Source organism: Bartonella sp. A1379B (genome assembly GCF_002022485.1).
Classification (GTDB): Bacteria; Pseudomonadota; Alphaproteobacteria; order Rhizobiales; family Rhizobiaceae; genus Bartonella; species Bartonella rochalimae.
Map to the genome: position 1 here is coordinate 625,054 of NZ_CP019780.1, position 11,645 is coordinate 636,698.

At 32.1% G+C, this 11,645-nt stretch carries 12 protein-coding genes and 1 tRNA gene; 2 read left to right on the forward strand and 11 right to left on the reverse strand.

Features of this window, described 5'->3' with window-relative positions; translation table 11 throughout:
• Nucleotides 1-299 precede the first annotated feature (299 nt).
• Nucleotides 300-524, forward strand: a complete 225-nt coding sequence (locus BA1379B_RS07150; RefSeq protein WP_078674095.1) for a Tn3 family transposase — start codon at nt 300-302, stop codon at nt 522-524.
• A 110-nt stretch (nt 525-634) separates the two neighbouring features.
• Here BA1379B_RS07150 and BA1379B_RS02680 read toward each other — a convergent pair.
• The 4 genes from BA1379B_RS02680 to BA1379B_RS02695 all read right to left on the reverse strand — a co-directional run bounded on the left by BA1379B_RS02680 (nt 635) and on the right by BA1379B_RS02695 (nt 3,342).
• Nucleotides 635-724 (reverse strand) — tRNA-Ser (locus BA1379B_RS02680).
• 418 nt (nt 725-1,142) lie between these two features.
• The gene (locus tag BA1379B_RS02685) at nt 1,143-1,469 is read right to left on the reverse strand and encodes a hypothetical protein (protein ID WP_078673758.1); all 327 of its coding nucleotides are present in this window, start codon (nt 1,467-1,469) and stop codon (nt 1,143-1,145) included.
• On the reverse strand, nt 1,447-1,791 hold the full coding sequence (locus BA1379B_RS02690; protein ID WP_035005797.1) for a hypothetical protein: 345 nt from the start codon (nt 1,789-1,791) through the stop codon (nt 1,447-1,449). The genes BA1379B_RS02685 and BA1379B_RS02690 overlap by 23 nt, the downstream gene beginning before the upstream one ends.
• A gap of 330 nt (nt 1,792-2,121) precedes the next feature.
• The gene (locus BA1379B_RS02695; protein WP_153300855.1) at nt 2,122-3,342 is read right to left on the reverse strand and encodes a UbiH/UbiF family hydroxylase; all 1,221 of its coding nucleotides are present in this window, start codon (nt 3,340-3,342) and stop codon (nt 2,122-2,124) included.
• Between the two features lie 178 nt (nt 3,343-3,520).
• Between BA1379B_RS02695 and pcsA the strand changes: the two genes are divergently transcribed.
• Nucleotides 3,521-4,282, forward strand: a complete 762-nt coding sequence (pcsA, locus tag BA1379B_RS02700) for a phosphatidylcholine synthase (protein ID WP_078673760.1) — start codon at nt 3,521-3,523, stop codon at nt 4,280-4,282.
• A gap of 81 nt (nt 4,283-4,363) precedes the next feature.
• On the opposite strand, the gene BA1379B_RS02705 is transcribed toward pcsA, so the two are convergent.
• From BA1379B_RS02705 to BA1379B_RS02735, 7 genes are all read right to left on the reverse strand, one after another.
• Nucleotides 4,364-5,176 carry an MBL fold metallo-hydrolase gene (locus BA1379B_RS02705; RefSeq protein WP_035005794.1) on the reverse strand — a complete coding sequence of 271 codons (813 nt, stop codon included), beginning with the start codon at nt 5,174-5,176 and terminating at the stop codon, nt 4,364-4,366.
• 8 nt (nt 5,177-5,184) lie between these two features.
• Nucleotides 5,185-5,958 carry a TatD family hydrolase gene (locus BA1379B_RS02710; protein ID WP_035005792.1) on the reverse strand — a complete coding sequence of 258 codons (774 nt, stop codon included), beginning with the start codon at nt 5,956-5,958 and terminating at the stop codon, nt 5,185-5,187.
• Between the two features lie 8 nt (nt 5,959-5,966).
• A complete protein-coding gene (gene metG / locus BA1379B_RS02715; protein WP_153300819.1) occupies nt 5,967-7,508 on the reverse strand; it encodes a methionine--tRNA ligase in 1,542 nt (513 codons plus the stop codon).
• A 63-nt stretch (nt 7,509-7,571) separates the two neighbouring features.
• Complete coding sequence (locus tag BA1379B_RS02720) at nt 7,572-8,627, reverse strand: DNA polymerase III subunit delta' (RefSeq protein ID WP_078692361.1); 1,056 nt, start codon at nt 8,625-8,627, stop codon at nt 7,572-7,574.
• Nucleotides 8,624-9,277 carry a dTMP kinase gene (gene tmk / locus BA1379B_RS02725; protein ID WP_078673762.1) on the reverse strand — a complete coding sequence of 218 codons (654 nt, stop codon included), beginning with the start codon at nt 9,275-9,277 and terminating at the stop codon, nt 8,624-8,626. Before tmk ends, BA1379B_RS02720 begins: the two co-directional genes overlap by 4 nt.
• Nucleotides 9,278-9,319: 42 nt before the next feature.
• Nucleotides 9,320-10,492, reverse strand: coding sequence for a D-alanyl-D-alanine carboxypeptidase family protein (locus BA1379B_RS02730; protein ID WP_078673763.1), 1,173 nt, complete (start codon nt 10,490-10,492; stop codon nt 9,320-9,322).
• Nucleotides 10,493-10,595: 103 nt separating this feature from the next.
• Nucleotides 10,596-11,483 carry a septal ring lytic transglycosylase RlpA family protein gene (locus BA1379B_RS02735; protein ID WP_035005785.1) on the reverse strand — a complete coding sequence of 296 codons (888 nt, stop codon included), beginning with the start codon at nt 11,481-11,483 and terminating at the stop codon, nt 10,596-10,598.
• Nucleotides 11,484-11,645: the final 162 nt, after the last annotated feature.

Sequence of the window (11,645 nt, forward strand, 5' to 3'; positions counted from 1 at the left end):
CAGAACTGGATTCAACATATCGTGATGTGCAGGACCGACTACCGGAAAACTCGACAGTCAGATTTGCAGAGAATGGCAATAAAACTGAGCTGATCTTGAGTCTTCTGAATGCCATTGAAGAAACAGCATCACTGATCGTATTGCGGCAGCGAATGGCCGATATGTTGCCACGCGTTGATTTTCCTGAACTTATACTGGAAATCGATGCCCGAATCCATTTCGCCGGTACCTTTACCTATTCATCAGAGCAAAGCTCCCGCGTCTCGGACTGAATATCAGCATCTGTGCAATGCTGATGGCTGAAGCCTGTAACACCGGTCCGGAGCCATTTATTACGTAATGATGTCGCGGCACTAGAGCGTGACCGCCTGACCTGGACAGACAGCAATTATATCAGAGACGAAACGATTCGAGAAGCAAACGCCATTCTGGTCGCAGCACAAAATAGCGTTCCACTGGTAAATATCTGGGGTGATGGTGAGATGGCGTCAATAAAAAGAACAAAAAACGAGATTGATTCGTAATAGATTTTAGAAGAAAATATGAGATCCTATTCCCTAACCTTTATTTAAGAATCCTGCACCTTAAAAAAACACATGTAAAATCAGTATGTTATAGCACGATAAAAGTGCTATGGCGGAGGGGGTGGGATTCGAACCCACGGTACAGTTCCCTGCACGCCGGTTTTCAAGACCGGTGCCTTAAACCACTCGACCACCCCTCCAAAGTAAATACAACCTTGTTCAAAGAGCAATATACTTTTTACAAGGTTCTTTTAAAAGGTCAATGACCTAAATTTATTTCTAAACATTTTAATTAAATTGTTTTAAATATTTTTATCAAAATGAATAAGCATCATCAATATAATAATACTTTTGAATCTTAATTGTAAATTTGGATATTAGAAAACAGGAAAGGGGAGGAGAGTTGTTAATATTTTATAACATTTGCTACGAGAAAATACAAAAAACGCATAATGCCTTAATAAATATCAATTAACATGTTTGTAATATATAATGAGATAACTTATTAAAATAAAAATCTATAATGATGAAATAAAATGATAATATAAAGAAAAGAATTAATTCATATATAATATAAATAATTAAATTTTTATCATCACAAAACTTAAAAAAAAATAATTATTGAAAAGTATTACAATTATTTAAAAACTTAAAAATAATACTAATAATGATACCTATTACTGATCCTATTGTAACACCAATTATTATTCCGGCGGGAAGTGTTAGGCGTATACCTATTGCGATAATTGGACCAAATCCTGGAAGAGAAATATAGCCATAATTCGCAAGAATTGCTGCAACTGCTCCTGATAAACTACCATTGAGGGCTCCAATCAATGCTAAATCTTTAATATAATAATAAATTCTTTTCAAAAAACTTCTTCCATAATTTTCTGAATTAATATCACTACAAGCTTTTAAATTAATCATATTTTTTTCTTTCATTTTGAATGCTTATTGTTCCAGAATAATCAATAGATATAAGAAAATAACAGTTTTTAAATTCTGCTAAAGCACGCCAAACACCTTTATCATCTAAACGTAACCGTTTAATATTTCTAAAACCATTTTTTGTAAGATAATTTCTGATTTGTGAAGCGGTAAAAGAGTTTTTTCCTACTTTGCTTGTTTTTTGAAAGACAATATATTTGGATGTTAGATAACAGGGATCGTAGTAAATATTTATTGGTAAAGCGATAACAGTGGGTGAGATACAAACAATTACCATAAAAAGAATAGTTAATCTCAAACTTTTATTTAATTTCATTGTTTATGTACCATTGATGGGAAAAATTTCCTCAAATATTCACATTTATCTAACTTAACCCTTTTATTCTTAATGAGTTCCCTAATATTTTATTTTCAATACTATTTTATAGAAAATAGTAAGATTTTTTTCGTTTTAACAAATTGTATGAGCGTTTATTTTAATGCGCGCGCATTTATATATTAGTTTTTATTTATGAAAAAAACTTTTTAAATATTTTCTAGCTCTTAAAGCTTATATTAATAATGAGAAAAAATTAAAGATTTTCATTTTTATATGGTTAGACTTGTATTTAGAAGAGTAAAATATATTTCTTCATTACTCAATAATCTAATTATTAATTGACTTGGTTGTGAACATATTCATAATTGTTTTAGAGCCATAACCATAATCCATTCCTTCTCTCATAAATAAATGACGTAATGGTGAGCAATTACGTAATAATTCAAGCCCAGCACTGCGTAAAATATGAACAGGTAACATATTGGAGAGTAAGGCATAGCTAAGTGTATGAACGAAACCACTTCGAATAAATATATCAGATTTACGATGTTGATTATAATTCGCAGTAATTTCTTTTAAAGCAGCAGTAGATACTTCATCGGGTATGAGATCAACCAAAGTTTGAATATCACGTATCCCTAAATTAAATCCCTGTGCACCAATGGGAGGAAAAACATGAGCTGCTTCACCAACTAAAATTATTCTATTAGCAGCAAAAAGATCAGGAATAAGACCTAAAAGAGGCCATGTTTGAATCTTAGTTTCTATTTTTATTTCACCAAGAATTGCTTGCATTTGATTTTCAATCATTGTTGCAACCTCTTCTAATTCCATATTCAAAAGCTCTTTAGCACGAGAAAGGCTACCAATCCATACAAGACTAGATTTATTACCTGGTAAAGGAACTTGCGTAAAAAGACCATCTTTTGTATAAAATTCAGTTGATATATTTTGATGAGGTAAATTATGTAAAAAATTAAAAACAAGTGCTATTTGTGGGTAATTCCATTGTTTGATATTAATTCCAGCCGCTGCTCTTGTCGGAGAAGAACGTCCATCAGCAGCAACAACAAGTGGTGCTTTAATAACTTCTTCATCTTCAAGAATAATGCAAATATGATCTTTTTGATGACTAAAATCTTTTACTAAAGAAAAAAACCTTGTAATATTTGGTGTGTGTTTAATAGTATTGGTTAAAGCGTCATTTAATTTTAAATTAGGTATATTATAACCGAAAGCTTTTTCACCAATTTCAATGGAGTGAAAGTTTACAGTAGGGGCTCGTATAATCTGAGATGTTATATCAATAATTCTAATTGAAGATAAAGCTGCTGCATGACATTTAAGAGTATCCCAAATATTGAGGGTTTGCAGCATATGAATTGTAGGCATCATAAGAGCAGTTGTTCGTAATTCATCTCTTTTAGCAGGTGGACCAATCAAAGATACAGAATGCCCTTTACGAGCAAGATTAAGTGCTGCCAACATACCGATTTGGCCAGCACCAATGACAGCAATATTTTGATGCATATTTTTTTTAGATATCAAGATTGTTTAAGCCTTTTTAATATTAATTGTTATAACATCTTCACATAAATTATATCTTATTATATTACCTAAATAAATATAAAGTAGTTATCTTGTACTCTTTTTAGATATCAGTCATAAAATAAACAGAGATAGCATTTTAAAAAATAAATAAAGGCTCTAATTAGGATAGAAAACCTTGAAACCTAAGACTAAAATCAATAGGGATAGCTTATATCCAAAAATAATAACAATATTGCAAGTAAAAGCATTTTCTGTTCATTTATTAACAGCCTCAGGCTCATTTTTGGCGTTTCTCTCTCTAATATCTGCATCCGAAAAAGAATGGGTCTCTATGTTTTTCTGGCTTGGACTCGCTCTTTTTGTTGATGGTATTGATGGGCCAATTGCACGTAAATTAGACATAAAATGTGTACTTCCAACCTGGTCTGGTGAAATACTAGACAATATTATTGATTATATAACTTATGTTTTAATTCCAGCATTTGCGCTTTATCAAAGTGGTTTTATGAATCCTAGACTATCATTTATATTAAGCGCCATTATCATCATTTCATCAGCTATTTATTACGCAGATACTGGAATGAAAACTGAAGAAAATTTTTTTAAAGGATTTCCTGTAGTTTGGAATATGATAGTGTTTATGCTTTTTGTACTAAGACCGGGGGAATATGTTACTTTCATTATTATTTCTTTATCGGCAATTATATCTTTTTTACCTATTTATTTTATCCATCCAGTGAGAGTTATCCGATTACGTGTGCTTAATTTTCTAATTTTTCTTATATGGTGCTGTTTTGGTATAGCTGCACTTTTTCACCAGCTAAATGCTCCAAATTGGATTAAAATTGGAATTTCAATCTCTGGTTTTTACATTTATTGTATTGGTGCTGTTATGCAATTTTTTCCAAAATTAGGTGTAAAAAATAAGAAAAAATAAGAAAGCAATTATTCTTATATTAATTTTAATGAATTAAAGTTCCATAATATATATTATGCGATAATTTATAAAATATCTATCTTATAGTACATTTGTTTCAAAAGTAAGTCCTTGATACGCTGGCTCAACATGTGCTGGGACATAATTTACAACATCATTATAATCAAGCGAGTTATCCATATGTGTTAATATAGCCCGTTTTGGTTTTAAATATTTTATCCAATATAATGCTTGATCAACTGAAAAATGGCTTGGATGAGGCTTAAATTGAAGAGCATCAATAATTAAAACATCTAAATTCATAAGGCCTGATAGTGTTTCTTCAGGAAATTCGCTAACATCTGTGCAATAAGCAACATTACCAATACGAAAACCCAAAGAATGAGTGGCGCCATGAATTTGTAAATGTGCCTTTAAAATAATGTCTCCACCCTCCCCTTGGATTCTAAACTCACTTTTTTCACATATAAGATTTTCTTTTAAAATAGGTAAATAATGTGATCCTTTTGGCGTTTGAAAACAATAACCAAAAGCTTTATTAAGGTGTTTTAACGTAAAAGCATCTGCATAAATATCTATTAAACATTTTTGTGCAAGAGCATAGCTGCGTAAATCATCAATACCGTGAGTATGATCTGCATGGAAATGCGTATAAACAGCAGCATTAAGATGGCTAACACGCGCATTAATCATTTGTGAACGAAAATCTGGACCAGTATCAATAATGGCTGTTGTTTTCATTCCTAATTTATGAATTCGTTCAACTAATAAAGAAGTTCTATAGCGTTTATTTTTAGAATTATTTGAATCACAAGCTCCCCAATAACCATTAGGACGTGGTACTCCTGGTGATGAACCGCAACCCAATATTGTAAAACGATATCGATGACACATTTTTTGCTCTATTTCATTTTACTAAACAAACGAAAAGCATTCTGCGTTGTTATTTGTATTGCTTCTTCAATGCTTAAATTAATAGTTTTAGCAAGAACAGTAGCTGTATGATACAAAAAAGATGGCTCATTTGTTTTACCACGATAAGGAACAGGTGCTAAAAACGGAGCATCTGTTTCAATCAATAAGCGCTTATGAGGAATAATCTTTGCTATTTCACGAATTTCAGAAGCATTCTTGAAAGTAAGAATACCTGAAAAAGATATATAGCCACCAAGTTCAATACCGGCATGAGCAAGCTGCATTCCAGAAGAATAACAATGAAGAATAAATGGAAAACATTTTTCTTTTATTTTCTCACGTAATATTTGTTCCATATCTAAATCAGCATTACGCGAATGAATCACAAGAGGTAATTGTGTTTCTTGAGAAGCAATAATATGCTTTATAAAATTTTTCTTTTGCTCTTGAGGCGAAGAATAATTGTAATGATAATCAAGTCCAGATTCACCAAATGCAACGATTTTAGGATGCCTTGATAAATGAATAAGATTTTCAACTTGAATATTTTGTTCTTCATGTACATAGTTAGGATGAGTTCCAACAGAACAAAAGACTTGATCATAAGTTTGTGTAATTTCTAAAAGCTTATCGAGCTTATGAGAATGTGTCGAAATTGTTATCATGCGTCCAACATTAGCAGCTAGAGCTCGCTGAATAATTCCACTCAAGTCTTGTGAAAAATCCTCAAAATCAAGATGGCAGTGCGTATCAATTAACATTGTTAATATCAGCTTTCTTTAGAAATATAACGAGGGAAAATTGGTACTGGTGGTGGAAGTACTGTCTCCTCTTTAATTTTTAAATCACTAATATGATGCAATAATCGATCCTCTTCAGCAATTGCAAGACTATCAAGAAGTTTAGTTGCTGATTGTGGAATGAAAGGTAAAAGCATGATCCCTATTCGCCGCAAAACCTCTAAAGTTATATAGAGAACTGTAAAAAACCTTTCTGGATTATTTTTACGCAAACTCCAAGGCTCTTCATTAGCAAAATAACGATTGGCATCTGCTACAACTGAAAAAATAGCCGAAAGTGCTAAATGTGGGGCCTGATTTGACATAGTTTGGCGGACAACTTCAAGCACTTGAAGAGATTGTTTCAACAGTTGTTCATCTTGAATTAGAAATGCAGCTGGCGTAGGAACTTTCATATTACAATTTTTTTCAACCATAGATAAAGAACGTTGCGCTAAATTACCAAGATCATTAGCAAGATCAGCATTAATGCGATTTACAAAATTATCATGATTGTAACTACCATCTTGTCCAAATGGTACTTCACGAAGAAAAAAATAACGTACTTGATCAAGTCCATAACAATCAACCATTTCAAAAGGATCAACTACATTTCCAATAGACTTTGACATTTTAGCACCGCGATTAAGTAAAAATCCGTGTGCGAAAATTCGTTTAGGTAATTCAATTTCAGCAGACATTAAAAATGCTGGCCAATAAATTGCATGAAAACGAGTAATGTCTTTACCAATAATATGGACATCTGCAGGCCAAAAATTACGTTTTTTCGAAGTCTCATTGAAAAAATCAATTCCAGTAAGATAATTTGTTAGTGCATCAACCCAAACGTACATTACATGTTTTGGATTTCCCGGAACACGAATGCCCCAATCAAAAGTTGTTCGTGAAATGGAAATGTCTTTCAGGCCTGATTTAACAAAACTTATAATTTCATTGCGTCGCTCATTAGGCCCAATAAAATCAGGATATTTTTCATAATGTTGAAGAAGTGCTTTTTCATAACGTGAAAGTCTGAAAAAATAACTTTCTTCTTCATTCCATTCAACTGGAGATCCTAACTCTTTCTCACGACGAACTCCTTCTTGATCAACTTCGGTATCTTTCTCTTCATAGTAAGATTCTTGACGAACTGAATACCAACCAGCATAACAACCAAGATAAATATCACCTTTAGCTTCCATTTTTTTCCAAAGTTCTTGACAAGCTTTATGATGCCGTTCTTCCGTTGTGCGAATAAAATCATTATTAGAGCAATTAAGCACTGCAAGCATTTTTTGAAAAACAGCACTGTTGCGATCTGCAAGTTGTTGAGGTGTTATATTTAACATTTCTGCTGTTTGTTGCATCTTTAGACCATGTTCATCCGTACCAGATAGAAAAAATACATTTTTTCCATCAGCTTTTTGAAAACGAGCCAAAGTATCACTTACAATTGCGTTATAGGCATGTCCAATATGCGGAGCACTATTGGGATAAAAAATTGGAGTCGTTATATAGTATATGTCACGCATAATTATACTCATTGTAAAATATAACCAAAGAATATAGTGACATAATGTTTGTTCATAACATTGTCACGGAAAAAACTTATTTTCATAAACAATCCCATGAATTTTAAAAAGAAGATTAATCACAAATTGCTTTTTATCAAGATTAAATGATTGCATTTCTATCATTGCTTGAAAAATATTTTGCCACATTTGCGCATACTTTTTTGATAAATGAATAGCTCCCTCTTCTACTAACTTAAGAGCTTTTTTGTGAATTATATCAAGAATTTCATTACAAAACTGTTGAAATTGTATCTCCGCATCAGATGATGAAAGCGCTTGAGCAAAATTATGCACAATAACAGGATTACAAATAGATTGCTCTAAGAGCTGATTAATAGTTTGAATAACTTCAAGCCCATCATAACAAAGAAGTAATGCTGCTTTTCGAAGACTTCCCCGAGATTTGTGAATAATTGTTTCAATATTTTGCGGATTAGTTAATACCTGATTGGAAAAAAAATGTGAAATAGCTTTTTGCATTTCATCCTTATGTAAAGGTCTTAGGGAGATTTTTTGACAACGTGAACGAATTGTTGGAAGCAATTTGCCTAAAGAATGCGAAATAATAATAAATAAAGTTTTTGTTGGAGGCTCTTCAAGCATTTTAAGAATAGCGTTTGTAGCATTTTTATTCATATCATCTGCAGAATCAATAATGATAATGCGCCATAAGCTATCTTGAGACGTTTGATTTAAAAAATGCTTGATATCGCGGATATCATCAACTGTGATACCTGTTTTGAACTTTTTTGTTTTTGTATTAAAACGACGTGAGACATGTATAATACTGGGATGACTACCCTGCTTAATTTGGCGCCATATAATTGAATCTTGTTCTGGTTGTAAAAATTTATCTTTTTGAGAATTTAAAATATTCCAAGCAAAGTGAAATGCTAACGTTGCTTTTCCTATCCCACGTTCTCCTTCAAATAATAGCGCATGATGCAGCCGCCCTTCTCTAAGCATTTGTTCTAAAAAATGACGAGCCTCTTCATGGCCAATGAGAATATTATTCTGTGAAGGTGATAAAATGCCGTCAATATCATCATATTGACATAAAAAATTTATATCATTCATGGAAAAGCCGGTAGTAACTGATGACAAATATCTTTTATCTGATCCGCAATTACTTCAACTGCGCATGTACCATCAATAACTTGAAATCTATAGGGTTCATGTTTCGCTAATTCAAGAAAAGCTTGGCGTCTTTGCTCTTGAATAGCGAGATCATCTTTTTCAAAATAATCAATTTTTTCTATTTTTTTTCTTCGTAAGTTTACACGCTCTATACCAAGTTTTGCGGGTATATCTAATAAAAACGTTAAATCAGGTTTTATTCCCTTCATACCAATATGTTCTAAAATAGAAAAAATATGTGCATCCACTTTATTATTTATCCCTTTATTTATCCCTTGATAAACACGTGTAGAATCAATAAATCGATCACATAAAACAATTTTTCCAGCTTGCAAAGAAGGCATAATGATTTCAGAAACATGATCGGCACGTGCTGCTGTAAATAAAAACGTTTCAATAAATGGCCCATATTGTGCTACACTACCTGATAATAAAATATAGCGTATTGCTTCTGCACCTGCTGTTCCTCCAGGTTCACGTGTTATAATAACATCATAACCTTTTCTACCTAAATATTGAGCAAGCAAAGAAATTTGAGTTGTTTTTCCTACACCTTCTCCTCCTTCAAATGTAATAAAGTAGCCTGACATGTATGAATCTCTTAATTCCTTATTTTTGTGCATGTTTGCTCATTATAAATATTTTCGTAACCATCCAATTGTTATTTCATGAAATGCATCTTTTACTTTTACAAAAAAATTTCCTTTTTGAACATCTGCTCCAGCCCAAATTAATTTTTCAACAAGAAGTTGTTTATCTGAAAAAATTTGAATAATACCAACTTTTTGTCCTGTAGTGACGGGAGCTTTTAATGGGCCATGATACTGAATTATTGCGTTAACATCATTAAAATTTTTTTGCTTTAAAAGCATAAAACTTATCGGCTCTTTAACAATAAGCGGAACAGAATTTTGTGCTCCACCATAAACAGAAGCATAACCAACCACCTCATCTCTTGTAAAAACTGTTTTAAGATCAAAAGCTGTCATAGCCCATTCAAGAATGCGCTTTACTTCTTTTGTACGCTCTTGTTTATTTTGCAGACCGTTAATTGCAAGAAAAATACGTTGCTGATTATTATAAGCAGAAATAACAGTTGAAAAACCTACTTCTTCACTATAACCAAAACCTAGCCCTTCTATTTTTACATCATTTTCTTGAAAAATAAGGGAATTTTTATTACGCTGAGTGATCTTATTCCAAGTAAAATTAGGCTCACGATAAAGAGCATAATAATCAGGATATTCATGAGCAATATGGCGTACTAATGTAATTATATCACGTAAGGTTGTAAATTGTCCTTTTTCAGGCAGCCCTGTTGCATTAACAAAATGGCTGTGTAGCAATCCAAGCGTTTTAGCTCTTTTATTCATCAATTTTGCAAAATTAGCCTCATTACCGGCTATTCCTTCAGCCAGAATAACAGCTGCATCATTTCCATTAACAATAACAAGGCCATGCAAAAGATCAAAAATACTAATTTCCGTTTTTTCCTTTGCAAACATAGTGGTTGTACCGGAAGGCGCCCCTCCTTTTCGCCAAGCATTTTCACTAACTTTAAATTTTTGTGTTTTATTTAAAAATCCTTTTTTGAGTTGATAAAAAACCACTTCAGCTGTCATTAATTTTGCTAATGAAGCAGGAAAAAAAACAATATCACTTTGTTTTTCAAAAAGTATTGTATCTGTATTGTCATCCAATATCAGCAATTGCAATGCAGATGTTTGAAACTTTTTTGTTTGTCCTTGTTCATTGAATATTAATATCCAAATTAAGGAAAATAAAACCTTCAATAACAGATACACGCTGATTCTCCCTCTCTTTTAGAATCAACATAAGGCGGTTTATTACATAAGAAAAGGTTTCTTCTCTTTTTAAATTAAAGTGTTTACAGATTATAAAAATGCTTTAAACACCATTTAATTTACTACGTCTATTTTTAATAGAAGCAACGTGATAGAATGATGTAGGCTTATCAATCAAAACTGGACCAATTTCCGGCAATCTTATTGAAATAGTTTCATTTTTTTCCTTCTGATTACTCGCATTATAATCATTCGCATTAAAAGTAAACAATGTAATATCTTTTTGTGCTGCTGCGGTATCTAAGGTATCTGAAGTATCTGAAAATGCCATAATCATAGGTGGATTATAATTGCCAGGATTATAAGAAGCCATTAAATATTCACTATCATAATTATTAATAGGCGCTTCAGAAATATATTCCACTTTAACATCCGCCGTGCCTTGATTTAAATAACCGAGCATTATTGCAGCTTGTTTTGATAGATCAATAATTCTATTCTTCATGTAAGGACCACGATCATTTACTCTAACGATGATAGAGGACCCATTTTTCAAATTAGTAACACGAGCATAGCTAGGTAATGGCATAGTAGGATGTGCTGCAGTTAAAAGATTCATATCATAGACTTCACCATTTGCAGTTGGGCGTCCATGAAAATATGAACCATACCACGATGCCTGCCCAACACGCTGATACGTTGGGTCAGATTCTGGATAGTACCACTTTCCTTTTATTTGGTAAGGCTTACCAATAACAACTCCTTTTGCAACTTTGTTTTTTAATTTATTCTGTTTCTGTCCATTTAAAATTCTTTCAGGCACAGAAATAGCTTTAGCCTTTACAACTTTATTATTATCAACATTTTTTGTTGAAAGCTGCATTATTGGATTTGCACAAGCTGTTAACAATTGAGTGAAAACTACTATAAAAATAAATCGAAATATTAATTTAACAGTGAAAATAAATTTTTCTTTGCTATCTAAAAGCATTTATCAACCCGCTTATTTCTATTTTACATCATGTACACAAACAAAACTCTGCATATGAGTTAAGGGAATTAATGCTATGAAAATTCTTATTCCCAAGTGAGTATATATGATATTATTAAAGTTCACTTTTTATCAAGAGGTTAACAGAACGTTAAAAATATT

Bases quoted from the DNA above. Each gene is read 5' to 3' on its own strand.
- BA1379B_RS02685 (WP_078673758.1), bottom strand. From the start codon at position 1,469: ATGAAAGAAAAAAATATGATTAATTTAAAAGCTTGTAGTGATATTAAT.
- BA1379B_RS02690 (WP_035005797.1), bottom strand. From the start codon at position 1,791: ATGAAATTAAATAAAAGTTTGAGATTAACTATTCTTTTTATGGTAATT.
- BA1379B_RS02705 (WP_035005794.1), bottom strand. From the start codon at position 5,176: ATGTGTCATCGATATCGTTTTACAATATTGGGTTGCGGTTCATCACCA.
- BA1379B_RS02710 (WP_035005792.1), bottom strand. From the start codon at position 5,958: ATGTTAATTGATACGCACTGCCATCTTGATTTTGAGGATTTTTCACAA.
- metG (WP_153300819.1), bottom strand. From the start codon at position 7,508: ATGCGTGACATATACTATATAACGACTCCAATTTTTTATCCCAATAGT.
- BA1379B_RS02720 (WP_078692361.1), bottom strand. From the start codon at position 8,627: ATGAATGATATAAATTTTTTATGTCAATATGATGATATTGACGGCATT.
- tmk (WP_078673762.1), bottom strand. From the start codon at position 9,277: ATGTCAGGCTACTTTATTACATTTGAAGGAGGAGAAGGTGTAGGAAAA.
- BA1379B_RS02735 (WP_035005785.1), bottom strand. From the start codon at position 11,483: ATGCTTTTAGATAGCAAAGAAAAATTTATTTTCACTGTTAAATTAATA.